This is a genomic window from Thorsellia kenyensis, assembly GCF_042432445.1.
GTDB lineage: Bacteria > Pseudomonadota > Gammaproteobacteria > Enterobacterales > Thorselliaceae > Thorsellia > Thorsellia kenyensis.
In genome coordinates this window covers 20,336-44,332 of record NZ_JBHLXE010000043.1, presented here as the reverse complement: position 1 = coordinate 44,332, position 23,997 = coordinate 20,336, and the positions used below count along the sequence as shown (strand labels likewise).

General features: G+C 36.3%; 22 protein-coding genes and 2 tRNA genes. 17 read left to right on the top strand and 7 right to left on the bottom strand.

Annotation, left to right across the window (positions count from 1 at the left end):
- The first annotated feature begins 20 nt into the window (after nucleotides 1-20).
- From pmbA to ACFFIT_RS04195, 5 genes are all read left to right on the top strand, one after another.
- Entirely contained in the window at nucleotides 21-1,403 is a 1,383-nt protein-coding gene (gene pmbA, locus ACFFIT_RS04215; RefSeq protein ID WP_385876402.1) for a metalloprotease PmbA, read from the top strand.
- Nucleotides 1,404-1,493: 90 nt separating this feature from the next.
- The gene (gene yjgA, locus ACFFIT_RS04210; protein WP_385876408.1) at nucleotides 1,494-2,027 is read left to right on the top strand and encodes a ribosome biogenesis factor YjgA; all 534 of its coding nucleotides are present in this window, start codon (nucleotides 1,494-1,496) and stop codon (nucleotides 2,025-2,027) included.
- A 21-nt stretch (nucleotides 2,028-2,048) separates the two neighbouring features.
- A complete protein-coding gene (gene pldA, locus ACFFIT_RS04205) occupies nucleotides 2,049-2,948 on the top strand; it encodes a phospholipase A (RefSeq protein ID WP_385876401.1) in 900 nt (299 codons plus the stop codon).
- 91 nt (nucleotides 2,949-3,039) lie between these two features.
- Nucleotides 3,040-4,011, top strand: coding sequence for an octaprenyl diphosphate synthase (gene ispB, locus ACFFIT_RS04200; RefSeq protein ID WP_385876400.1), 972 nt, complete (start codon nucleotides 3,040-3,042; stop codon nucleotides 4,009-4,011).
- A 487-nt stretch (nucleotides 4,012-4,498) separates the two neighbouring features.
- Nucleotides 4,499-4,771 (top strand): helix-turn-helix domain-containing protein, encoded by a 273-nt coding sequence (locus tag ACFFIT_RS04195; RefSeq protein WP_385876399.1) that lies wholly within the window; start codon nucleotides 4,499-4,501, stop codon nucleotides 4,769-4,771.
- A 115-nt stretch (nucleotides 4,772-4,886) separates the two neighbouring features.
- Here ACFFIT_RS04195 and pgeF read toward each other — a convergent pair whose 3' ends face one another.
- Nucleotides 4,887-5,639: a peptidoglycan editing factor PgeF gene (gene pgeF, locus ACFFIT_RS04190; RefSeq protein WP_385876398.1), complete on the bottom strand. Its 753-nt coding sequence runs from the start codon at nucleotides 5,637-5,639 to the stop codon at nucleotides 4,887-4,889.
- 52 nt (nucleotides 5,640-5,691) lie between these two features.
- Complete coding sequence (rluD, locus tag ACFFIT_RS04185; RefSeq protein ID WP_385876397.1) at nucleotides 5,692-6,663, bottom strand: 23S rRNA pseudouridine(1911/1915/1917) synthase RluD; 972 nt, start codon at nucleotides 6,661-6,663, stop codon at nucleotides 5,692-5,694.
- 189 nt (nucleotides 6,664-6,852) lie between these two features.
- Between rluD and ACFFIT_RS04180 the strand changes: the two genes are divergently transcribed.
- From ACFFIT_RS04180 to glpD, 4 genes are all read left to right on the top strand, one after another.
- Complete coding sequence (locus tag ACFFIT_RS04180) at nucleotides 6,853-7,845, top strand: Gfo/Idh/MocA family protein (RefSeq protein WP_385876396.1); 993 nt, start codon at nucleotides 6,853-6,855, stop codon at nucleotides 7,843-7,845.
- A gap of 117 nt (nucleotides 7,846-7,962) precedes the next feature.
- Nucleotides 7,963-8,634 carry a DedA family protein gene (locus tag ACFFIT_RS04175; RefSeq protein ID WP_385876395.1) on the top strand — a complete coding sequence of 224 codons (672 nt, stop codon included), beginning with the start codon at nucleotides 7,963-7,965 and terminating at the stop codon, nucleotides 8,632-8,634.
- 28 nt (nucleotides 8,635-8,662) lie between these two features.
- Entirely contained in the window at nucleotides 8,663-9,598 is a 936-nt protein-coding gene (locus tag ACFFIT_RS04170; protein ID WP_385876394.1) for a CYTH domain-containing protein, read from the top strand.
- A gap of 135 nt (nucleotides 9,599-9,733) precedes the next feature.
- Nucleotides 9,734-11,221, top strand: a complete 1,488-nt coding sequence (gene glpD, locus ACFFIT_RS04165) for a glycerol-3-phosphate dehydrogenase (RefSeq protein WP_385876393.1) — start codon at nucleotides 9,734-9,736, stop codon at nucleotides 11,219-11,221.
- A gap of 92 nt (nucleotides 11,222-11,313) precedes the next feature.
- On the opposite strand, the gene pth is transcribed toward glpD, so the two are convergent.
- The 5 genes from pth to gltX all read right to left on the bottom strand — a co-directional run bounded on the left by pth (nucleotide 11,314) and on the right by gltX (nucleotide 15,622).
- Nucleotides 11,314-11,907, bottom strand: a complete 594-nt coding sequence (gene pth, locus ACFFIT_RS04160) for an aminoacyl-tRNA hydrolase (RefSeq protein ID WP_385876392.1) — start codon at nucleotides 11,905-11,907, stop codon at nucleotides 11,314-11,316.
- 137 nt (nucleotides 11,908-12,044) lie between these two features.
- Nucleotides 12,045-12,875: a bifunctional DNA-formamidopyrimidine glycosylase/DNA-(apurinic or apyrimidinic site) lyase gene (gene mutM, locus ACFFIT_RS04155; protein ID WP_385876391.1), complete on the bottom strand. Its 831-nt coding sequence runs from the start codon at nucleotides 12,873-12,875 to the stop codon at nucleotides 12,045-12,047.
- 13 nt (nucleotides 12,876-12,888) lie between these two features.
- Complete coding sequence (locus ACFFIT_RS04150) at nucleotides 12,889-13,263, bottom strand: diacylglycerol kinase (protein ID WP_385876390.1); 375 nt, start codon at nucleotides 13,261-13,263, stop codon at nucleotides 12,889-12,891.
- A gap of 72 nt (nucleotides 13,264-13,335) precedes the next feature.
- Complete coding sequence (dapB, locus tag ACFFIT_RS04145) at nucleotides 13,336-14,154, bottom strand: 4-hydroxy-tetrahydrodipicolinate reductase (RefSeq protein WP_385876389.1); 819 nt, start codon at nucleotides 14,152-14,154, stop codon at nucleotides 13,336-13,338.
- Nucleotides 14,155-14,209: 55 nt separating this feature from the next.
- The gene (gltX, locus tag ACFFIT_RS04140; protein ID WP_385876388.1) at nucleotides 14,210-15,622 is read right to left on the bottom strand and encodes a glutamate--tRNA ligase; all 1,413 of its coding nucleotides are present in this window, start codon (nucleotides 15,620-15,622) and stop codon (nucleotides 14,210-14,212) included.
- A gap of 566 nt (nucleotides 15,623-16,188) precedes the next feature.
- Here gltX and ACFFIT_RS04135 point away from each other — a divergent pair.
- The 8 genes from ACFFIT_RS04135 to rpoB all read left to right on the top strand — a co-directional run bounded on the left by ACFFIT_RS04135 (nucleotide 16,189) and on the right by rpoB (nucleotide 23,868).
- A tRNA-Val gene (locus ACFFIT_RS04135) sits at nucleotides 16,189-16,264 on the top strand.
- 10 nt (nucleotides 16,265-16,274) lie between these two features.
- A tRNA-Lys gene (locus ACFFIT_RS04130) sits at nucleotides 16,275-16,350 on the top strand.
- A 234-nt stretch (nucleotides 16,351-16,584) separates the two neighbouring features.
- Nucleotides 16,585-17,013, top strand: coding sequence for a 50S ribosomal protein L11 (gene rplK, locus ACFFIT_RS04125; RefSeq protein WP_385876386.1), 429 nt, complete (start codon nucleotides 16,585-16,587; stop codon nucleotides 17,011-17,013).
- A gap of 3 nt (nucleotides 17,014-17,016) precedes the next feature.
- A complete protein-coding gene (gene rplA / locus ACFFIT_RS04120; RefSeq protein WP_385876385.1) occupies nucleotides 17,017-17,718 on the top strand; it encodes a 50S ribosomal protein L1 in 702 nt (233 codons plus the stop codon).
- A gap of 242 nt (nucleotides 17,719-17,960) precedes the next feature.
- Nucleotides 17,961-18,461, top strand: a complete 501-nt coding sequence (gene rplJ, locus ACFFIT_RS04115; protein ID WP_385876384.1) for a 50S ribosomal protein L10 — start codon at nucleotides 17,961-17,963, stop codon at nucleotides 18,459-18,461.
- A gap of 75 nt (nucleotides 18,462-18,536) precedes the next feature.
- Complete coding sequence (gene rplL, locus ACFFIT_RS04110; protein WP_385876383.1) at nucleotides 18,537-18,905, top strand: 50S ribosomal protein L7/L12; 369 nt, start codon at nucleotides 18,537-18,539, stop codon at nucleotides 18,903-18,905.
- A 96-nt stretch (nucleotides 18,906-19,001) separates the two neighbouring features.
- Nucleotides 19,002-19,619 (top strand): DUF1349 domain-containing protein, encoded by a 618-nt coding sequence (locus ACFFIT_RS04105; protein WP_385876382.1) that lies wholly within the window; start codon nucleotides 19,002-19,004, stop codon nucleotides 19,617-19,619.
- Between the two features lie 220 nt (nucleotides 19,620-19,839).
- Nucleotides 19,840-23,868: a DNA-directed RNA polymerase subunit beta gene (gene rpoB / locus ACFFIT_RS04100; RefSeq protein ID WP_385876381.1), complete on the top strand. Its 4,029-nt coding sequence runs from the start codon at nucleotides 19,840-19,842 to the stop codon at nucleotides 23,866-23,868.
- Nucleotides 23,869-23,997 lie beyond the last annotated feature (129 nt).

Genomic DNA, 23,997 nt, shown 5'->3' with positions numbered 1-23,997 from the left:
TTAATACGCTGGGCAAAAAAATGACTCATAACGATGATGAAAAAATCAAAAAAATTCTCTGTGAAACCCAAGCAGAGAGAAAGCAATTAGAAGATGCGGTTTTATTTGCTTTATCTGAGGCTAAAAAAAGTTCCACACACGCTGAAGTTGCTATTAATAAAAGCACAGGTATAAGTGTATCCTCAAGACTCGGTGAAGTAGAAACAATTGAGTTTAATAGTGATGGAGCATTAGGAATTACAGTTTACTGTGGAAATAAAAAAGGCAGCGCCACATCAACTGATTTACGAGCTGAAACTATAAAAAAAACTGTTGAGGCCGCAATCAATATTGCCAAATATAGTGCAGAAGATCCTTTTGCTGGTATCGCTGATCGAGAACTGCTTGCTTTTGAGAGTAAAGACTTAGATCTTTTTCACCCCTCTGATTTAGACGCAGACGCCGCCTTATCCTTAGCGATAGAAACTGAAAATATTGCAAGAAACTATGACAAGAAAATTACTAACAGTGAAGGAGCAACTGTAAACAGTCATTATCGCGTTAATGTTTATGGCAATTCACATCAATTATTACAAAGTCATTTATCTAGTATTCACTCTCTTTCTTGCAGTGTAATAGCAAAAGATAGTGATAGCATGGAAAGGGAATCAGAATACACTATTTCCAGAAAATATGGTCAATTAGCCTCAGCTGCTTATATTGGTACTGAATGTGCTAAAAAAGCAATCATGCGACTATCGCCTAGAAGTATTAAAACCCAACAATCCGCGGTTATTTTTACAGCAGATGTAGCTACTGGGTTATTAGGTCATCTTGTGGGTGCAATCAGTGGTAGCAGTGTGTATCGAAAATCAACCTTCCTTTTAAATGATTTAGAAAAACAAATTATGCCTATTTGGTTTTCTATTTATGAAAATCCACACATAATCGGAGGGCTTGCCTCTGCATTCTATGACAGTGAAGGGGTAAAAACTACTCCAAGAACTATCATTCATGAAGGAATTTTATCTCACTGGCTACTGAGTAGTTACTCAGCACGAAAATTAGGCTTAATCTCGACGGGGCATGCAGGGGGAATATATAATTGGTCTATTCAAGATAACAGAAATCACGAGAAGCCTAATTCATTAAATGATCTGATGAAGATCATGGGTACTGGCCTTGTGGTAACAGAATTGATGGGGCAAGGGGTTAACTATGTTACCGGAGATTACTCACGTGGAGCCAGCGGTTTTTGGGTTGAAAATGGTATCATTCAATATCCAGTCAGTGGGATAACAATTGCCGGTAATTTAAGGCAAATGTGGCAAAATATGGTCGCGGTAGCTAACGATATAGAACATCGTTCAACTATTCAAACCGGATCTATTTTAATTGAGCAGATGCAAATTGCTGGCAGTTAATTGTATTTGCATTAAAACATCATGAATGCGCTTTTGCTATCTTGGAAATAAATTATGAGTATGAATGAAAACGAAAATAAAAAAACAGTAATGTCGCTATCAGATTACGGTATTGATGACTCTATATTCAAAGAACCGGAAGAAGAGGAAGAAATTATTTGGGTAAGCAAAAGCGAAATCAAAAGAGATGCGGAAGATTTAAAAAAACTTGGACTTGAATTGGTCGAATTAAGTGTGTCGACTTTAAACACATTTCCTCTTGAAACTGATCTTAAAGACGCGATACTACTTGCTCAAAAAATTAAAAAAGAGGGTAGACGCCGCCAACTGCAATTAATAGGAAAAAAATTGCGTCAGATCGATGTTACTCCTATACTCGATGCCCTAGATAAACTAAAAAACAAGCATAATCAAAATGTTGTAGCTTTTCATCAACTCGAGCAGTTAAGAGACCAGCTTCTAAATAATGGTGAAAACGCGTTTACAGAAATTATTGAAAAATATCCTAATTTAGATAGGCAACATTTAAGATCTCTCATCAGAAATGCACAAAAAGAGACCACGGAGAATAAACCTCCTAAATCTGCACGTTTACTTTTTCAATATTTAAAATCATCTATATAACTCGGCCCATAAGGAAATATTATGCTAACTTATCCATTAACTACAAAAAAAAACATTTCGAGAAAATTGTTTTTTCCTTTATTCACTGTCAGTTTATCCTTCGTATCGTACCATGCTTTAGCTGGCAATACTTCTGAGCCTACACCTGGAAGTGTAATTTCTGAAATGATGCGTGACCATGAAAGACCTTTTTTACTTTTTCCTTATGATACCAACTATCTTCTTTTTACTCACACATCTAATTTAAATAAAAAGTCTATTGCTGAGTATGAGTGGGCTGAAAATGCGGATAAACAAGAAGCAAAGTTCCAAATAAGCTTAGGTTTTCCTATTTATAGAGGCATTGCTGGTAACAATTCACTTCTAGGTTTTTCCTATACTCAACAGTCTTGGTGGCAATCTTTTAACACATCTGAATCAGCTCCTTTCAGAGAAACTAACTACGAACCTCAACTATTTCTTGGGTGGGAAACTGATTACCGCTTTGGCGATTGGGTTGTAAGAGAGTTGGAAATGGGATTTAATCATCAATCAAATGGGAAAGCAGATCCGACGTCTAGAAGCTGGAATCGCTTATATGGGCGAGCAATGGCGCAAAATGGAAACTTACAAGTTGATTTAAAACCCTTTTGGAGAATTCCAGAAAATAAGAAAAATGATGATAATCCCAATATTACTGATTATACAGGACATTATCGCTTAAAGCTGGCCTATAAAGCTGGAGAAAGTACCTTAAGTGCTGAAGGTGGATATAACTGGAATACAGGATATGGCGGAGCTGAACTTGGGTGGAGTTACCCTATTACTAATCATGTTCGATTTTATACACAACTCTATTCAGGCTATTCTGAATCATTAATTGATTATGACCATAAACAGACACGGATTGGACTTGGTTTTATGCTGAATGATATATTCTAGTATAGATTTAACACAAAGATTTATTTATCAATTAAGAATACAATTTTGGTAACATGGAATAAATGTTACCTAACATAAGTAGATGAAACAAATGAATTTAGAACAAATTACTGCATTAACACAAGCAGATATGGCTTCGGTCAATGAAGAAATCCTTGCGCAACTTAATTCAGATGTCTCGCTCATTAATCAAGTGGGCTACTATCTTATTAGTGGTGGTGGAAAACGCCTAAGGCCTTTGGTGACCTTATTAAGTGCCTATGCATTAAACTATAAAGGTAATGAACATATTAAAATTGCAGCTCTTATTGAGTTTATTCACACAGCAACATTACTGCACGACGATGTAGTGGATGAGTCAGATATCAGAAGAGGTAAAGAAACAGCAAATGCAGCATTTGGAAATGCGGCTAGCGTATTGGTAGGTGATTTTATTTATACCAGAGCATTCCAAATGATGACTGACATTGGTTCTCTCCCTCTACTGAAAGTGATGTCTGATGCGGTAAATGTGATTGCTGAAGGTGAAGTGTTACAATTAATCAACTGTAACAATCCTGATATTACTGAATCTGATTACATGCAAGTTATTTATAGTAAAACAGCTCGTTTATTTGAAGCAGCAACACATGCATCTGCATTAATAGCAACTGATAGTGAGGAACTCATCATTGCGCTTAAAGAGTATGGTAAATACCTAGGAACTGCATTTCAATTAATAGATGATCACCTCGATTATACTGCCGATAGTGAAAAACTAGGTAAATCATTAGGCGATGATCTTGCTGAAGGTAAGGTCACATTACCTTTATTGCATGCACTTGCTTATACGAATGGACAAGAGCTACAGAAATTAAGAACTATTGTTGAATCTGGTGATGGACGTTCACATATCCAAGAGGTTCTAGCCATTTTTAAACGTATAGGCTCTCTAGACTATACTTTGCGCAGAGCTGAAGAAGAAGCAGATAAAGCGATAAAATCGCTCAGTATTTTGCCTGATTCTGTCTATAAAGAGGCATTGGTGTTTTTAGCGCATTTATCTGTGAATAGGACTCATTAATCCTCTTTTTAGGATTTCCTTACTAATCCATTCATTCAGAGCACCTCATCATTCACTAAAAAATGAGGTGTTAGTCTCTATTATTACTATTTTTTTAAAGAATACCTCTAGAAACTGACAAGAATATGTCTAGTATTTATCAACTTTTTAAAACTTTTATAAATCAATAGATTGCTTTACCGCCAAAACCCTGTGGATAACTATTCTAAACAACTATTAATCAATAACTTAAATATTTAAGTAACTTTTTTCTCTAAATTAGACATTTGAGTAAAAATGCATAAAATAGATTCATGGACTCAAGCTATGGAGAAATCTATCTTCCTAATTAGGAGGATACATAACTACATAGCAAGCGTTCAGAGAGATGAGCAATACATAAGCGTATAAAAAATCGCCACAGCGTATTACTTATTTCATTTCTATAGTTCATAAGTACATAAACTATAAAATAATCAAAAATAATTTAAACAAAGGAGATGTTTGAATGGAAGAACAGTCACAGGATTGGCATCCGGCAGATATTATTGCGGCTTTAAAAAAAACAGGGACTACACTTGCAGCATTATCAAGAGAGGCGGGATTAAGTTCCTCTACGCTATCTAACACGCTAATTCGTCCATGGCCTAAGGGCGAATGGCTGATTGCAGAAAAAATTGGATTACATCCCAGCGAAATATGGCCTACACGATACTTCGATGCTCAGGGTAATTTAATTGATAGGAAAAGTCGCATGAGGGGTCAAGCAAAAAGCGCTTAATACCTTAGCTCCCTATGCTTTCAATGTCTAAGAATCACAATTTACTTTAGAATGGATAAATAGGGAGCTATTCTGTTTAGAAAAAACAATCTAATAACCTTTGATAGCTTAGCATTTAATGAGATTTAATCCAAATAGCGCTAAGCATTCTTCCCGTTTGTCCCTCTTTGCGATAAGAGTAAAATTTTTCATTTTGCTTAACCGTACAATATTCACCACCAAATATGTCGTAAAGGCCTAGCGCATTAAGTCGCAATCTAGCTAATTGATAAATATTCGCTAAATATTTTTCTTGTTCTGCACTCTCTGTAATCAATGAAAATGCACAATGCGCGCTTGGATCGTATTGGACAAAAGCATCATAAACATCCTTACCGACTTCAAAGGCAGTAGAGCCAATCGCTGGACCAAACCAAGCCATAATATCTTCAGGACTATTTTTGAAGCATTTAATTGTATTTTCTAAAATACCTGAGGATAACCCTCTCCATCCTGCATGAGATGCAGCTACTTCTAGACCATCTTTGGAACAAAATAGCACAGGCAAACAGTCAGCTGTTAATACGGCACAAACTCGATTGGGTTCACAAGTATAAACGGCATCTGCATTTTGCGTACTTATTTGGCCATTGGAAATAATTGCTACATCAACACTATGCGTTTGATTTAAATAAAATGGAGAATCAGGCAAGTTAGCGCGTTCGTAAAATAATCGACGATTTTCCTTCACGTGTTCAGGCATATCCCCTACATGAGCGCCCAAGTTAAAGCTTGAATAAGCCCCTTCACTTTGCCCCCCCATTCGTGTTGTACTTAACCCCGAAACATGAGAACAGGAAGGCCAGCTTGGATATATAAAATAAGACAATTAAACCTCCACAAGAAATAACTAAAACCATAGAATCGATTATTTTTAAAATTTAATACAACGAATTTTCATGTTGCTGAAAGTCATCTTTTAAAGCCAAAAGTAATTGACGAAAGTCCTCGGGCAAAGGAGAGTCAAATGACAGATTTTCTCCTGAAATAGGATGTATGAGGGACAAATGCGCTGCATGCAATGCTTGGCGTTTAAATCCTTGCAATACCTGAATTAATTGTTCTGAAGCTTTCGTGGGTAACCGATTTCTTCCGGCATAGAGAGGATCGCCTACGAGAGGATGATTTAGATACGCCATATGTACTCTTATCTGATGGGTTCTACCTGATTCTAATCTGAGCCGCAAATGCGTGTGTGATCTGAATTGCTTAATTAGTCGATATTGTGTCGCAGCAGGTTTTCCCATTGGATGAACCGCCATATGAGTTCTTTTGGTTGGATGGCGACCAATAGGTTGATCTATTCTACCACCGGAAGTCAGATATCCCATGGCGACGGCTTCATATTCACGCGTAATTTCTCTTGCTTGTAATGCCGTAACTAGATGGGTTTGAGCAGGTACATTTTTTGCAACTACCATCAATCCCGTGGTATCTTTATCTAAACGATGGACAATTCCAGCTCTAGGGACTTCAGCAATCTTCGGATAATATTCTAATAATCCATTGAGTAAAGTTCCTTTACTGACCCCTGCACCAGGATGAACAATTAACCCAGCTGGTTTATCAATTATCAAAATATCATCGTCTTCATAAACAATATCTAAAGGCAACTTTTCCGCTTCGAAATGGACCGCTTCTAAAATTTCCACTTCTAAGGTAACGGTTTCATACCCAAACACTTTTTCTTTTGGGGTAGTAAGAACTTTGTCTTCTATTGTTGCTTTGCCCCCTATTATCCACTCTTTTATTCTAGAGCGAGAGTAATCAGGAAAGGCTTCTGCGAGCGCTTGATCAAATCGTTGTCCTAATTGATGAGCTTGTAATTGTGCTGTAAGTAAAGAAAATGTCATAGATTAACCAAAGTATTATTAATAACTGATGCAAAATAGCATATAATGTAAGTGAAAATTTTGAGGTTTTCTCAAATAACTCTGATTATAACGTGAAATGCTTCTCTTGTACTGATTAATATTCTGATCAGTCAATCTTAATTTCAATTTTAACCGTAAAACAACACTAAGTACCCTAAAGAGGCCAGTATGATACATTTAGCGATTATAGGTACAAATTGGATAACTGATCGTTTTCTAGACGCAGCAATAAAAAGCCAAGAGTTTGTTCTAACAGCGGTTTATTCTAGAGAAAAAGCAAAAGCTGAATCTTTTGCTAAAACCTATGATAATTTTGAGTCAATTCGCCTTTATGATGATTTATCCTTAGTGTGCGCGGATGATAAAATTGCAGCTGTCTATATTGCGAGCCCTAATTCTTTTCATGCAGATCAAGCAATTCAGTGCATGCAAGCAGGTAAACACGTCATCGTTGAAAAACCAATTGCTTCTAATTCACAACAAATTCAACTCATGATAGAAACTGCAATTAAAAATAATGTTGTTTTATTCGAGGCCTTCAAAACACAATACTTACCTAATTTTCAAATTTTAAAATCAGCCCTCCCTGCTATAGGACAAATTAGGTTAGCTAACCTATCCTATTGCCAATATTCCTCTAGATACCCTAAATATCTTGCTGGTGAGCTTCCTAATACCTTCAACCCTGAATTTTCGAATGGTTCTTTAATGGATATTGGTTTTTATTGTTTATCTACAGCTATTGCATTATGGGGGAAACCAAAAAATATTAATGCATGTGCAGTGAAATTAGACAGTGGAGTTGATGCTTTAGGTATAGTCAATTTGATATACGATGATTTTTTGGTTAATATTCTTCATTCAAAAGTAAGTGATGGTGTTACGTGCAGTGAAATTCAAGGGGAAAATGGTACTATAAGTATTGAAGCAATTTCTGAATGTAAAAAAATCACTCATATTAATCGTCATGATAAATCTTCTCACATCATTTCAACCATTGATGATGAGAATTCAATGGTTTATGAAGCCAGATATTTTGCTCACCTAATCAAAAATAAAGAAATTAATCATCAAGATCTATTAAGAAGTCAAACTGTGATAGAGATCATTGATAAGATTAGAACAATAGTTCAGATTGAATACCCTTGCGATAATAAATAAAATCTGAGAAACATGCTGTAAAAAATAAAATTTTACACAAAATACTCCTCATCAGTACTCTTTTGTGCTAAAAAGATTATTCTCTATTGAGGTGATCACAATATTTTAGGTTAATACATGGAATTATTTAAGAATATCTTTTTTGCGTTATGGGAAAATGATTTTGTTACATTACAAAATCCCAAACTTGTGCTTGGCCTCTATGCCATTTTATTTTTAATCCTTTTTTTAGAAAATGGATTACTACCAGCGGCTTTTTTACCTGGTGATAGCCTACTTATACTTGTTGGTGTACTTATCTCTAAAGGGGCGATGAGTCTTCCTATTGCACTAATTATATTAGTCTCAGGTGCTAGTTTAGGCAGTTGGCTTGGGTATATTCAGGGTCGATGGCTTGGGAATACTAAATTAGTTAAATCCTGGTTAAGCCATTTACCTGAACAATACCATATTAGAACACACAATTTATTTTATAAACATGGTTTAATGGCGCTATTGATTGGTCGTTTTATTGCATTTGTAAGGACCTTGATGCCTACTCTTGCAGGAGTAACGGGATTAAATGCAAAAAGGTTCCAAATTTTTAATTGGCTGAGCAGTCTATTTTGGGTTCTATCATTGACTTTATTAGGCTTCTTTTTTGGCAACACAAAACTTTTTGACAAATATGAATCCCAATTCATGCATGTGCTTCTCGCTTTGCCTATTATACTTTTATGTTTCGGTTTGATAAGTTCCTGTTATATTATTTGGTCTAAAAAAAGAAAAAAAGAACAGTCTGATAAATAAGTACACCAGAAAATAGGATAAAGTTATTATGCCCGCAAAAAATTTAGAGATAGAGCTTAAATTTTCTTTACTCAATGATAAAAAGTATCATTTACTTGACTTTCTTTCTAAACATTGCCGAGCTCAGTTTGTGCAAAAAAAACTGTCAAATACCTATTTTGAAACCCGAGATAATATACTTCGCCAGCATGATTCTGGATTAAGAATTCGAGGGTTTGATGACCAATTTGAAATGACTTTAAAAACCGCAGCACTAGGTCCTAATGGGCTACTCAAAAGAGAGGAATATAATTATCCCCTTTTAGAACCTGTATTAGATTTAGATCTCTTCCCAGTAAAAGTTTGGCCTAATTCAATCAATTTAAGTTATCTTAAGGAAAATTTAGAACCTCAATTCACTACTGATTTTATTAGAACCCTTTGCTTAATAGAAGTGTCGACTGCTAGCGGTATAACAACTATTGAAGTAGCTTTAGATGAGGGCTATATTGCAGCTGGTGGACTAAGAGAATCTATTTATGAAGTTGAATTAGAGCTCAAAGAAGGGCCTCTAGATGGCATGTTTAAATTCGCACACCAATTAATGGCTCTTAATTGTTTAAGGCTGAGTGAACTGACTAAAGCTGCCAGAGGATACCGCTTAAATCATTGCCATTTAAACCGACTAAAACCGGAAAATCTTCCTTTGACTGCCCCAGCATCAACAAATATTTCTCATCAATACTGCTTTCTATTAAATAAACTATTTTATTTAGAAGAATCTTTTTTAAGAAGCATGCTCGATTACGAAAGTTTTGCTAAAATTCTATTAGAACTCCCAACTTCACTCACTTCAACTACTGTAGAAATTCAATTCCCTATACCAGAAAATGCATTCATAGACCAAACTCATCTTAACGACTATATATTTAGTGCGCACTATAACGCATTTAAGCTTACTCTATTAGAATCTATTGCAGCATAGTAGTCACTTAAACTCTTTATTTGCTTTCCTTTATGCTTAACTTGTTGCATTTCGAACAGTTAACACTTAAAATGCTCGAATACAAACATTTTTTTAAAAATTGATTTCTTCTTTTCTATCTTAGGGAGTTTTAATATGAGTGAACCGTTTGATCTAATTGTGATAGGTGGAGGCATTAATGGTGCTGGTATAGCAGCCGACGCACAAGGTAGGGGTTTAAAAACGCTTCTTGTTGAAGCGAAAGATTTGGCATGTGCTACCTCATCTGCAAGTTCTAAACTTATCCATGGTGGACTAAGATATCTTGAACATTATGAATTTAAATTAGTAAGTCATGCGCTATCTGAAAGAGAAGTTTTATTAAAGCTTGCTCCGCACATCGCCTTTCCAATGCGCTTTAGGCTTCCGCATGAGCCTCATTTACGACCAGCATGGATGATAAGAGCTGGTTTGTTCCTTTACGATCATCTTGGCAAAAGAAGTACTCTGAAAAAAAGTAATGGGATCAAATTTGGAGAAAAAAGTTACCTAAAACCTCATATTACCAAAGGATTTGAATATTCAGACTGCTGGGTTGATGATGCACGTTTAGTGATACTAAATGCTCAAGAAGTCGTTCGTAAGGGGGGAGCGGTAAAAACAAGAACTAAAGTAACAAAAGCAGAGCGTGTAGGAGATTTGTGGGAGGTCACCATTGAAAATACTCTTACAGGTGCTACTGATGTACTTAAAACAAAAGGAATCGCTAATGCAACAGGGCCTTGGGTTAAGAAAGTTTTTGATGAGCAATTAAACCTTAAATCACCGTATGGTATTCGCTTAATTCGTGGTAGTCACATTGTTGTACCTCGTGTTCATGATGAACCTCAAGCATATATATTACAGAATAAAGATAATCGTATTGTCTTTGTTATCCCTTGGTTAGATGATTACTCCATGATTGGAACAACCGATGTAGAGCATCATGAAGATCCTTTAGCAGCAAAAGCCAGTGATGATGAAATTGATTATATGCTTAACGCCTATAACTTATACTTCAAAAAAGAGTTATCTAAAGAGGACGTTATTTGGCATTTCTCAGGTGTAAGACCTCTTTGTGATGATGAATCTGATTCCCCTCAAGCGATTACTCGTGATTACACTCTTGCTCTTGAACATAAAGATAATAAAGCCCCTATGCTTTCCGTATTTGGTGGTAAATTAACGACTTATCGTAAGCTTGCTGAGCAAGCATTAAATGACTTAGCTCCTTTCTACCCTAATATAAAAAATGCTTGGACAGCAAATAACGTATTACCAGGTGGAAACTTTGAGGGGACTCGTGAAAATTATGCAGTGAAGCTGTTAACAGATCATCCGTGGTTAGGGGAAAAAATGGCGAAAAGATTTGCTTTTACCTACGGTTCAAACAGTGAGATTATTCTAAAGGATAAGTCGTCATTAATAGATTTAGGAATACATTTCGGTGCAGATTTATACGAAGCAGAACTTCATTATCTTGTCAATCATGAGTGGGCTGTAGAATTAGATGATGTCATTTGGCGCAGGACTAAGTTAGGTCTAAATCTTAATCAAAGCCAAAAAGAAGAAATTACACAATGGCTTAATGAGCACACTGCTTAAATCACACTTCATTTGGATTTTACCCATTATAAAATGCTGATGGGTAAAATCTAGCTCCGAATTAACTTATCGTATTTAATTGCTCACTTATTTTACTGTGCTTTAAAAGCATGTAACCTATTCATCGCCTCTTTAAGGCCCTCACATAATAAAATATCTGTACATACTGCAGCTTCAGCAATACTTTTTTCAATCAATTCAAACTCATTTTGTGGCGGTTTACCCAATACGAACCCACTCACTTTATTCTTATCACCAGGATGACCGATGCCTATCCTCAAACGCAGGAAATTAGTATTATTTTGCATTTTACTGATGATGTCTTTTAAACCATTATGTCCACCATGCCCCCCCCCTTTTTTAAACTTGGAAATACCCGGAAGAATATCTAATTCATCATGTGCTACCAATATCTCCTCAGTTTCAATACGATAAAAATTGGCTAATGCGCAAACAGCTTTACCGCTTAAATTCATGAACGTTGTTGGGATCAAAAATCTAATATCCTTACCTAATATGCTCGTTCTTGAAGTCAATGCAGAAAATTTACTTTCATTTTGCCAAGTTAAATTATAGCGTCGAGTCAATTGATCAATATACCAAGCACCTGCATTATGCCGCGTTTGGCTATATTCAGCGCCAGGATTAGCAAGCCCCACAATTAACTTTACGGAGTTTTCATTCATATCATTACCTTTTAAATATCCTGCTTTTTATTAAAAATAAAATATTTTTTTATTTTTATTTTTATTTTTATTTCTATTTCTATTTCTATTTCTATTTCTATTTCTATTAATTTATCTGTGCATTGACTCTTTTAATATTACTTTTGGCAGATTGAACAAAAAAAAGTCGTTCTTTGCGATTGTTTGATTTGTTCTATCATATGGCCACAAATCCGACAAGTCTCATTTTTACGTCCATATACGAAAAGGCGTTGGGCAAAATATCCTGGTTTGCCATCAGACTGAGTAAAATCACGTAGTGTCGTACCGCCTTCCTTAATAGAACGCATTAAGACTGTTTTTATCGTATGAACTAAAATATTAATTTCTTTTTCATCCAAGGAAATAACTTTTCTTGAAGGATGAATATTAGCTTCAAAAAGTGACTCACAGGCATAAATATTACCAACACCAACAACAACTTTATTATCCATCAGCCAAGGCTTAATAACCAAAGAAGAAGGTGTTGTTCTGCTCTGTAATTTTTTTATTAACCCTATGACATAGGACGAATTAAATTCATCACTTAGGGGCTCTGGCCCTAAGTGAGACATTAATGGATGATTAGCTAATGAATCAGTAAAGAGCCAAGCACCAAAACGTCTAGGATCTGTATAACGTAATATAAAGCCACTATCTAACAATAAATCTATATGATCATGCTTTTGGGTAGGGGTGTCTATTGGTAATATTCTAAGGCTGCCAGACATCCCTAGATGAATAATAATCCATCCAAAATCTAATTTGATGAGAATATATTTAGCCCTCCTAGAAACAGATTCAATTTTTACAGAGTCAAATTGAATAATTTCATTAGAAATAGGCCATCTTAATTGTGGTTGGCTTACCCTTGAACGTATGATTGTTCGACCAATCAAATGAGGAGAAATACCTCGGCAACTCGTTTCAACTTCAGGAAGTTCAGGCATAACTATAAACTCCTTAATTTAGAACATGATAGATGTAAGAAATAATAATATACCCCCATGTAATGATTAGGAGAATAGTAGCCAGTAATACTGCAGCAGAACCCATATCTTTAGCTCGTCCAGACAGCTCATGTTTTTCTTCACTGATTCTATCCACTACTGCCTCTATTGCACTATTTAATAACTCAATGAGCATCAGAAATAGTACTGACGCTATAAGCAAAATGCGTTCTAAGAGAGAAACGGGCAAAACCGCAGCCAAAACGAAACTAATTATTAGTATAAATGTTTCTTCCTTGAAAGCTTGCTCATGCCGATAAGCTGCTTTAAGGCCTTGTAAAGAATAAATAAATGCATTGATAATTCGTTTATAGCTCACTTTCAACATACTAATATCCTTTACTTAAAAAGACAAAATAACAATAAAAACGTATTGAGTGCCAACACTAATAGATATATCTCATTTAAAGCCTAGGACATCTCTCATATCAAACAATCTAAGCTCAGAGTGGTTATGTTGTTTCAACCAAATCGCTGCCCTCACAGCACCTTTTGCAAAGGTCATACGGCTTGAGGCCTTGTGAGTAATTTCTACCCTTTCACCTATATCAGCAAACAGTGCAGTATGTTCCCCTATTATATCTCCAGCTCTTATGGTAGCAAAACCTATCGATTTTTGCTCACGCTCTCCCGTATACCCTTCTCTTGCATAAACAGCACAATCAGCTAAGGAACGATTAAGTGCAGCTGCGATAGACTCCCCCATTGCAAGAGCTGTTCCTGATGGTGCATCAACTTTATGCCTGTGATGTGCCTCGATAATTTCTATATCACTATATTCACCCATTACTTTGGCTGCTGTTTCTAATAAATTCAACACCAAATTAACCCCGACACTATAATTAGCGGCTAAAATTACAGGAATACGTCTAGCAGTGTTTTGAATAATCTCTTTTTGTTTTTCATCAAATCCAGTAGTACCTATGATAATGGCTTTGTTATACTCCGCACATAATTGAAGATAATCCATAGTACCTTCTGGCCTTGTAAAATCAATTAACACATCAAAATCATTAATCACTTTTAGCAAATCATCGACAATTAATACATTCAATTTTTGACCACTAAGCAGAACACCTGAATCTAAACCTAATAGCGGTTTATCTGTTCCTTTACGCACAATCACTGCACCTAAGCGGCATTCAGAACTGAGGATCACAGCTTCGAGTAGCTGCTTGCCCATACGGCCATCAGCGCCCACTATCGCTATTCTAATCATGGATACATCCTTATTTGTATGGAAATTTAAAGGCTACGAATGTTTACTATAGGGATTATTTCATTTTAATCCATTCAATTGCTCTGGCTATACGCTTTACTACGCGTTCTTTTCCTATAAGTGTCGCTGTAGCATCAATTGCAGGAGATTGCCCTCCTCCCGTAATAGCGACGCGTAGAGGCATTCCCACTTTACCCATTCCGAGTGCGAGCTCATCAGCTGTTGTTTTTATTGCTTCATGAATAAGAGGGGTAGTCCAGGATTCTAACGTTTGAAATTTAGCTAATAACACCTCTAAAGGCAAAATAGCAGCTTCTTTTAAATTTTTCTGAGCCGCATTTTCTTCAAACTCTTCAAACTCTTGATAAAAATAATGCGCATCTTGAGCCATTTCTTTTAAGGTTTTGCATCTTTCACCGAGTAAATTAATTAATTCAATTAGAGTAGGGCCATTTTCTAAATTATACCCCATTTGATTAATGTGCCAGTTTAAGTGGACAGCAACCTGCTCAGGAGGAAGATGAGTAATATAATGCTGATTTAGCCATAACAATTTTTCTGTATTGAATGCACTAGCAGATTTACTTACGGCATCTAAAGTAAATAAAGAGATCATTTCCTCAACAGAAAATACTTCTTGGTCGCCATGTGCCCAACCTAAGCGAACTAAATAATTTAAAAGGGCCTCAGGTAAAAAGCCCTCATCACGATATTGCATGACACTCACAGCCCCATGACGCTTGGATAATTTTTTTCCATCATCACCTAAAATCATAGATACGTGAGCATACGCTGGGATGTCTGCACCAATTGCTTTTAAAATATTAATCTGTCTAGGGGTATTATTGATATGATCTTCACCTCTAATGACATGGGTGATACCCATATCAAAATCATCGACTACGACACAGAAGTTATAAGTAGGAGAACCATCAGTTCTTCTTATAATTAGATCATCTAATTCCTGATTACTAATTTCAATAGGACCACGTATCAAATCATTAAAAATCACACTACCTTGTGTTGGATTTTTAAATCTAACCACATGAGGTTGATCTGGAGAATGTTCATGTCCATGAACTAAACAGCGTCCATCATAACGTGCTTTTTGTTTTGCTTCGATTTGAGCATTTCGCATTTCATCTAGTCGTTCTGTTGAACAATAACAGCGATAGGCAGTACCTTCTGCAAGCATTTCATCAATCACTTGGTTATATCTATCAAAACGTTTAGTTTGAAAATATGGACCTTCATCCCAGGCTAAATTTAGCCAATGCATGCCATCCATAATGGCTTCAATAGCTTCTGGGGTTGAACGTTCAAGATCGGTATCTTCGATTCTTAATACAAATTCACCAGCAAGGTGTTTAGAAAAAAGCCAAGAATATAAGGCCGTACGAGCTCCCCCAACATGAAGATACCCTGTAGGACTAGGTGCAAAACGAGTTTTAATAGGTTTAGTGGTCATAATAGATACCTTAAGTCAATTCAAATAATGAATAAAAAAAATTAAATACGTCTATCAACAAAACAGGCTTAATAATAGGTAGCAAAACAGTTTAATGTAGCTAAAACCATCTCATAAAGAAAAGCAAGAGAGTTGCTTCAAGTCTGACAAATTATAACATAATAGCGCAATGTAAAGAGTAAATTAAATAGCTATTTATTCAGCCAATAAGTGACCGGGGAGAAACTAAATTAAACTCAGAAAACAATAAATAAGAGGAATAATTAGAATAAAACAGAAAAATTCGAAAGAGAAATAAAAATTACTCTTCAAGTAATCAATAAGCGCATGTATGGCATTGAAGGGTTAAATAATACTAAAAAAACAAAATAAATAGAAATTAAGGCAAATCATTATAAATCAATAATATAAATACGGCACTTAACTATCACCAATAGTTCTCCTGATTATTTTTAAAGCTAACAGGTAAAAAACACAAAAAAAAGTTTGACTTACTCAGTCAACCCTTTATAATGCGCAACCGTTAAGGCAAAGAAAGAATTCAACCTTAACAATCCAATCTTAGTGGGCGATTAGCTCAGTTGGTAGAGCATCTCCCTTACAAGGAGGGGGTCATCAGTTCGAATCTGGTATCGCCCACCACTAAGACATTGGGTCGTTAGCTCAGTCGGTAGAGCAGTTGACTTTTAATCAATTGGTCGCAGGTTCGAATCCTGCACGACCCACCACACCAAATATCTTTCAATTCACATCACATTAATAATCACTATTAAACCCCATTAAATATTTATGACCAAATAAATAAAATTATCCTTGCATTAGCCCCTGGAAAATTGTAAAATTTCGCGCCTTTAATGAACATATATAGAATTTAACACTCTAAGTATCATTAAGTCTACAAATTTTATTTTAACGGGAAGCAAGACTACCTTGCGTTAACACCCATTCTGAGGAAATTAAAAATGGCTAAAAAAGTACAAGCCTACGTTAAGCTACAAGTAGCTGCGGGTATGGCAAATCCAAGTCCACCAGTTGGTCCTGCTCTAGGTCAGCAAGGTGTGAACATCATGGAATTCTGTAAAGCTTTCAATGCAAAAACTGAAAGTTTAGAAAAAGGTCTTCCAATCCCTGTTGTTATTACAGTTTATGCAGATCGTTCTTTTACGTTTGTAACTAAAACCCCTCCTGCTGCAGTATTACTTAAAAAAGCAGCGGGTATCAAATCAGGTTCTGGTGTACCAAACAAAGAAAAAGTTGCTACACTAAAAACTGCTCAACTAAGAGAAATCGCTGAAACTAAAGCAGCGGATATGACAGGTTCAGACATTGATGCTATGACACGTTCTATCGCTGGAACTGCTCGCTCAATGGGCATTACGGTGGAGGACTAATTAATGGCTAAATTAAGCAAACGTATGCGCGCTATTCGTGAGAAAGTTGACGCAACTAAACAATATGATATCAACGAAGCTGTAAGCTTACTTAAAGAATTAGCAACTGCTAAATTTACTGAAAGTGTTGATGTTGCGATTAATCTAGGAATCGATGCTCGTAAATCAGATCAAAACGTTCGTGGTGCAACTGTACTACCTAACGGTACTGGTCGTTCAGTTCGTGTTGCTGTGTTTACTCAAGGTCCTAACGCTGAAGCAGCTAAAGCTGCTGGTGCTGAGTTTGTTGGTATGGAAGATTTAGCCGATAAGATTAAAGCGGGCGAAATGGGCTTTGATGTAGTTATCGCTTCACCTGATGCTATGCGTATTGTTGGACAACTTGGTCAAGTTTTAGGCCCACGTGGTTTAATGCCTAACCCAAAAGTGGGTACAGTAACTCCAAATGTTGCTGAAGCAGTAACTAACGCTAAAGCAGGTCAGATCCGTTATCGTAACGACAAAAATGGTATCATCCATACGACAATCGGTCGTGTAGATTTTACACAAGATCAATTAAAAGAAAACTTAGAAGCTTTACTAGTTGCTCTTAAACGTGCAAAACCTGCTAATGCAAAAGGTGTGTTCGTTAAGAAAGTTAGCTTATCTACAACAATGGGTGCAGGTCTTGCAATCGACCAAGCAACATTAAGCGCTGCAATCTAACTTCTTAGTTTTAACAATTTAGTTGGTGCTTGGCCTTCCAAGCCCCGTCTAAGACCGCTAGTGTTGAATATCTTTTTAACTTAATTTCTAGCGTAGACGGTGACAGACCCCCTACTTTAGAAATCATATTGATTTCTCAAACTGGAATCTGCTCACCGTATTAAGGGTTTTAAAGTAATTTACATTACTTTAAAGCAAAGTGAGTTCCGAGTATAACTCGGTTATATCCAGGAGTAAGGCACATGCCATTAAATCTTCAAGACAAACAAGCGATTGTTGCTGAAGTGAGTGAAGTGGCCAAAGATGCATTATCTGCTGTCATCGCTGATTCACGTGGTGTCACTGTAGGTAACATGACTGCATTACGTAAACAATGTCGTGAAGCTGGTGTATATGTACGTGTTGTACGTAATACACTTCTACGCCGTATCGTTGAAGGTACAGCGTTTGAATGCTTAAAAGACAATTTTACAGGTCCAACTTTAATTGCTTTTTCTCACGAACATCCGGGCGCTGCTGCTCGTTTATTCAAAGCTTTCGCAAAAGAAAATCAAGCATTTGAAATCAAAGCTGCTGCTTATGAAGGTGAGTTAATTACTGCGGCCAATATTGACCGTTTAGCAACTTTACCAACATACGAAGAAGCATTAGCACGCTTCATGCAAACCATGAAGGAAGCTGCAGCAGGCAAATTGGCTCGTACTTTGGCCGCGGTTCGCGATCAAAAACAAGAAGCAGCGTAATTCTTTTTTGCTGCTTGCATAAGCTATTTGCAATTTATATATTCACTTTCACTTTAAATTTTAGGAACAATTACTATGTCAATTTCTAAAGATCAAATCCTCGAAGCTATTGCTGCTATGTCAGTAATGGATGTTGTTGAATTAATTTCTGCAATGGAAGAAAAATTCGGTGTTTCTGCAGCTGCTGCTGTAGCTGTTGCTGCTGGCGGTCCTGCTGAAGCGGCTGAAGAAAAAACTGAATTCAACGTAATGTTAACTGCTGCTGGCGGTAATAAAGTTGCAGTTATCAAAGCAGTTCGTACAGCAACTGGCCTTGGCTTAAAAGAAGCTAAAGATTTAGTTGAAGCTGCACCTTCATTAGTTAAAGAAGGCGCAAACAAAGATGAAGCTGAAGCACTTAAGAAAGAATTAGAAGCTGCAGGTGCATCTGTAGAACTCAAATAATTTTTTAATTAATTAAGTTTTACTAAAGAAAGGCTGGTATTTTTAATACCAGCCTTTCGCGTCCAGAAAAGAAATGATTTAATGGATGGTTTTTTAATGAAAATAATCTTTAATAATGAACACATTAATGAATTTGATGATTTATTTGTAACAAAAATAAATAACCCCAGTGTAGTAGTTAGTGAAGGTAAGTTCGTATTAAAAAGTAATCCTAAAACAGATTTTTTTGTTTCACCGGATGATAAATATAAAGCAAATAATGCTCCTCTTGCTCTTTTTGAAGTAAGTAACGAAAAGCCTTTTTGTTTTTCTGCCTCAATAAGCCCAAATTTTGGTTCCACCTATGATGCAGGGGCTTTATTCATTTATGAAGCAGATGATGCATGGCTAAAACTCGCATTTGAAATAGATGAGCTGAATAAAACTCGCATTGTTAGCGTAAACACCCGTGGATATTCAGATGATTGCAACCATGAAAAAATTGACGATAAATCAGTATTTTTAAAAATTGCTTCAGATACAAATCTTGTTGGCTGTTACTATTCTCTTAATGGCACAGATTGGAAATTGGCTAGGATTTTTAAAAATAAATTTAGCGAAAAGATTTTGATGGGGCTCACATCACAATCCCCCATTGGTGAGGGTTGTGATACAGCAATCGATAGTATAAAATTTAGTTATGAAACACTAACCAATTATCGATTAGGTGTGTAATAAAATTCAGGTGTGTATGAAGCTGGCATACAACCAAATATCTTTTTGTCAACGACTTAATATACTGCTAACAATTGATATAGCAATGAAATGGTTTAAGCGAACAAAAAGCGTATTAAAAGCAAATGCTCAATCAAACAGCAAATCGGAACATTTAATTTAAATAAATTGAATGGTTAAGAAATCTTATTTTAATCTCTCGTACCTGTTGAGGAATCCTATGTCCTATTCCTACACCGAAAAAAAACGAATTCGTAAAAGTTTTGGTAAACGTGCTCGTATTTTAGATGTACCTTATTTACTTTCTATACAATTAGATTCATTCCAAAAATTTATTGAACTTGATACCTCAGGCCAACATGGACTTGAAGCGGCGTTTCGTTCAGTATTTCCAATCAAAAGTTACAGTGGAAACTCTGAATTACAATATGTAAGTTATCGTTTAGGGCAACCTGAATTTGAAGAAGCAGAGTGTTTAATTCGTGGTGAATATTATGCAGCACCACTTCGTGTGAAACTTCGCTTAGTTGTTTATGATAAAGAAGCACCAGAAGGTACAATTAAAGATATCAAAGAAGAAGAAGTGTACATGGGTGAGATTCCACTTATGACAAATAATGGTACCTTTATCATCAATGGTACTGAACGTGTTATAGTTTCTCAGCTACACCGTAGTCCAGGTGTTTTCTTCGATAGTGATAAAGGAAAGACACATTCATCTGGTAAAATTTTATTCAATGCTAGAATCATCCCATACCGTGGCTCATGGTTAGATTTTGAATTCGATCCTAAAGATAATCTTTTTGTACGTATCGATCGCCGTAGAAAATTACCTGCAACTATTCTTTTAAGAGCATTAGATTATTCTACTGAGCAAATCTTAGATTTATTCTTTGATAAAGTAACCTATGAGATCAAAAAAGATAAAGTGATGATGGAACTTGTTCCTGAACGCCTACGAGGTGAAACTGCAGCTTTTGATATCATTTCTAAAGGCGTTACTTACGCTGAACAAGGAAAAAGGATTACTGCACGCCATATTCGTCAACTTGAGAAAGATGGTGTCAGTTCAATTGAAATCCCAATTGATTATTTAGTTGGTAGAACCACCGCTATTGATTATATGGACAAAGAATCAGGTGAACTAATTTGTCCTGCTAATAGTGATTTGAACCTTGATCTGATTCATAAAATTGTTCAAGCGGGCTACAAAAAAATTGACACCCTATTTACTAATGATTTAGATAACGGTTCATTTATTTCTGAAACGCTTCGTATCGATCCAACCACTGACAGATTATCAGCTTTAGTTGAGATCTATCGTATGATGAGACCTGGTGAACCACCAACAAGAGAAGCAGCTGAAACCTTGTTCGATAATTTATTCTTCTCTGAAGACAGATATGATTTATCTGCCGTAGGTCGCATGAAATTCAACCGCTCACTAAATCGTGAAGAAGTTGAAGGCTCTCATATCCTTAGCCATGAAGATATTATTGAAGTGATGCGTAAACTTATCGATATCAGAAATGGACATGGAGAAGTTGATGATATTGATCATTTAGGTAACAGACGTATCCGTTCTATTGGTGAAATGGCAGAAAATCAATTCAGAATAGGTCTAGTACGTGTTGAAAGAGCAGTAAAAGAACGCTTATCATTAGGTGATTTAGATGCGTTGATGCCAAGAGATTTAATTAACGCGAAACCCATTTCAGCTGCGGTTAAAGAGTTCTTCGGATCAAGCCAACTTTCACAATTCATGGATCAAAATAATCCATTATCTGAAATCACACACAAACGCCGTATCTCTGCATTAGGTCCTGGTGGTTTAACACGTGAAAGAGCCGGATTTGAAGTGCGAGACGTACACCCTACTCACTATGGACGTGTATGTCCAATAGAAACGCCTGAAGGTCCAAACATTGGTCTAATAAATTCACTTTCTGTCTATGCCAAAACAAATGAATATGGATTTTTAGAAACCCCTTATCGCCGTGTTGAAAATGGCGTTGTAACCGATGAAATAGATTATTTATCAGCAATAGAAGAAGGCCAATTCATCATAGCGCAGGCAAACTCAAATCTTACTGATAAAAATGAATTTATCGAAGAATTAGTCACTTGCCGACACAAAGGTGAGTCAAGCTTATTTAGCCGCGACCAAGTTAACTACATGGACGTATCAACACAACAGGTTGTATCTATAGGTGCATCATTGATTCCATTCCTTGAACACGATGATGCTAACCGTGCACTTATGGGTGCAAACATGCAACGTCAAGCCGTTCCTACACTCAAAGCTGATAAACCGCTAGTAGGTACAGGTATGGAAAGAACTGTTGCTGTTGACTCGGGTGTGACTGTTGTTGCTAAACGTGGTGGTATCGTTCAGTTCGTTGATGCTTCTCGGATTGTTATTCATGTAAATGACGATGAACTCAATCCAGGTGAAGCGGGTATTGATATTTATAATCTTAAAAAATATACCCGCTCTAACCAAAATACCTGTATCAACCAACGTCCTTGCGTCATTCAAGGTGAACGAATTGATGCGAATGATGTATTAGCAGATGGTTCATCTACTGATATTGGTGAACTAGCTCTTGGTCAAAATATGCGTGTGGCATTTATGCCATGGAATGGCTATAACTTCGAAGATTCAATCTTAGTTTCAGAAAGAGTTGTCCAAGAAGATCGTTTTACAACCATTCATATTCAAGAATTAGAGTGTATCTCTCGTGATACTAAGCTTGGACCTGAAGAGGTTACCGCTGATATCCCTAATGTCGGTGAATCTGCCCTGTCTAAATTAGATGAGTCTGGAATTGTATTCGTAGGAGCGGAAGTTAAAGGCGGAGATATCCTTGTAGGTAAAGTTACACCTAAAGGAGAAACTCAACTTACTCCTGAGGAAAGACTACTTCGTGCGATTTTTGGAGAAAAAGCTTCTGATGTTAAAGATTCATCTTTACGTGTTCCTAATGGAGTTTCAGGAACCATTATCGATGTCCAAATTTTAACCAGAGATGGCGTCATCAAAAACAAACGCGCGAATGAAATAGAAGAGATGCAGTTAAAACAAGTTAAGAAAGATTTAACTGATGAACACAAAATTTTGGCTGCTTCTTTATTCATCCGCGTGCGCACTCTACTATTAAGTGCAGGTGTGAAAGAGTCAGACTTAGATGCTTTACCACGTGAAAAATGGTTGGAAATTGGTCTAAAAGATGATTCCAAACAAGAGCAATTAGAACAACTTGCTGAGCAATTTGACGAATTGAAAGATGAATTTGAAAAACGCCTTGATGAAAAACGTCGTAAAATCACTCAGGGTGCTGATCTTAAGCCTGGTGAACTTATCAAAATTAAAGTTTACCTAGCAGTTAAGCGCCAAATTCAACCTGGTGATAAAATGGCTGGTCGACATGGTAATAAAGGGGTTATCTCTAAGATAAATCCGGTTGAAGATATGCCTTATGACGAAAAAGGACAACCTGTTGATATCGTTTTAAATCCACTAGGTGTACCTTCTCGTATGAACATAGGTCAGATCTTAGAAACTCACCTGGGTATGGCAGCGAAAGGTATTGGTGACAAAATCAATACAATGCTTAAGCAGCAGGAAGAAATTGCTAGAATCAGAGAATTTATTCAACGTGCTTATGATTTAAGTGAAGATACTGATCAAAAAGTAGACTTGAATACCTTCAGCGATGAAGAAGTTATGACGCTTGCACAAAATCTAAGAAATGGTATGCCTATCGCAACACCTGTATTTGATGGTGCAAGAGAAACAGAAATCAAAGAGTTACTTAAACTCGGTGATATCCCAACCTCTGGTCAAATAACACTTTATGATGGACGCACAGGACAAGCATTTGAGCGTCCGGTAACTGTAGGTTACATGTATATGCTGAAACTAAATCACTTAGTGGATGATAAAATGCATGCGCGTTCAACAGGTTCTTATAGTCTTGTTACTCAACAACCTCTGGGCGGTAAAGCACAGTTTGGTGGCCAACGCTTTGGTGAGATGGAAGTGTGGGCTCTTGAAGCATACGGTGCATCTTATACACTTCAAGAAATGCTTACTGTTAAGTCAGATGATGTTAATGGCCGTACGAAAATGTATAAAAACATTGTTGATGGTGATCATCGTATGGAACCTGCGATTCCGGAATCATTTAATGTACTGTTAAAAGAGATCCGTTCGCTTGGTATTAATATTGAGTTAGAAGATGATTAATCATCTTATAATATAATAGGCAAAAGTGGATTGACCGTAATCGAAGCAAATTGATTAACATTTAATGATATCAGTCCTTTTAATTTTTATCATTAAAAGGACGCTTCTCTAAATACGCAGGAGCTAACT

Bases quoted from the DNA above. Each gene is read 5' to 3' on its own strand.
- pmbA (WP_385876402.1), top strand. From the start codon at position 21: ATGACTCATAACGATGATGAAAAAATCAAAAAAATTCTCTGTGAAACC.
- yjgA (WP_385876408.1), top strand. From the start codon at position 1,494: ATGTCGCTATCAGATTACGGTATTGATGACTCTATATTCAAAGAACCG.
- pldA (WP_385876401.1), top strand. From the start codon at position 2,049: ATGCTAACTTATCCATTAACTACAAAAAAAAACATTTCGAGAAAATTG.
- ispB (WP_385876400.1), top strand. From the start codon at position 3,040: ATGAATTTAGAACAAATTACTGCATTAACACAAGCAGATATGGCTTCG.
- ACFFIT_RS04195 (WP_385876399.1), top strand. From the start codon at position 4,499: ATGGAAGAACAGTCACAGGATTGGCATCCGGCAGATATTATTGCGGCT.
- rluD (WP_385876397.1), bottom strand. From the start codon at position 6,663: ATGACATTTTCTTTACTTACAGCACAATTACAAGCTCATCAATTAGGA.
- ACFFIT_RS04180 (WP_385876396.1), top strand. From the start codon at position 6,853: ATGATACATTTAGCGATTATAGGTACAAATTGGATAACTGATCGTTTT.
- ACFFIT_RS04175 (WP_385876395.1), top strand. From the start codon at position 7,963: ATGGAATTATTTAAGAATATCTTTTTTGCGTTATGGGAAAATGATTTT.
- ACFFIT_RS04170 (WP_385876394.1), top strand. From the start codon at position 8,663: ATGCCCGCAAAAAATTTAGAGATAGAGCTTAAATTTTCTTTACTCAAT.
- glpD (WP_385876393.1), top strand. From the start codon at position 9,734: ATGAGTGAACCGTTTGATCTAATTGTGATAGGTGGAGGCATTAATGGT.
- pth (WP_385876392.1), bottom strand. From the start codon at position 11,907: ATGAATGAAAACTCCGTAAAGTTAATTGTGGGGCTTGCTAATCCTGGC.
- mutM (WP_385876391.1), bottom strand. From the start codon at position 12,875: ATGCCTGAACTTCCTGAAGTTGAAACGAGTTGCCGAGGTATTTCTCCT.
- ACFFIT_RS04150 (WP_385876390.1), bottom strand. From the start codon at position 13,263: ATGTTGAAAGTGAGCTATAAACGAATTATCAATGCATTTATTTATTCT.
- dapB (WP_385876389.1), bottom strand. From the start codon at position 14,154: ATGATTAGAATAGCGATAGTGGGCGCTGATGGCCGTATGGGCAAGCAG.
- gltX (WP_385876388.1), bottom strand. From the start codon at position 15,622: ATGACCACTAAACCTATTAAAACTCGTTTTGCACCTAGTCCTACAGGG.
- rplK (WP_385876386.1), top strand. From the start codon at position 16,585: ATGGCTAAAAAAGTACAAGCCTACGTTAAGCTACAAGTAGCTGCGGGT.
- rplA (WP_385876385.1), top strand. From the start codon at position 17,017: ATGGCTAAATTAAGCAAACGTATGCGCGCTATTCGTGAGAAAGTTGAC.
- rplJ (WP_385876384.1), top strand. From the start codon at position 17,961: ATGCCATTAAATCTTCAAGACAAACAAGCGATTGTTGCTGAAGTGAGT.
- rplL (WP_385876383.1), top strand. From the start codon at position 18,537: ATGTCAATTTCTAAAGATCAAATCCTCGAAGCTATTGCTGCTATGTCA.
- ACFFIT_RS04105 (WP_385876382.1), top strand. From the start codon at position 19,002: ATGAAAATAATCTTTAATAATGAACACATTAATGAATTTGATGATTTA.
- rpoB (WP_385876381.1), top strand. From the start codon at position 19,840: ATGTCCTATTCCTACACCGAAAAAAAACGAATTCGTAAAAGTTTTGGT.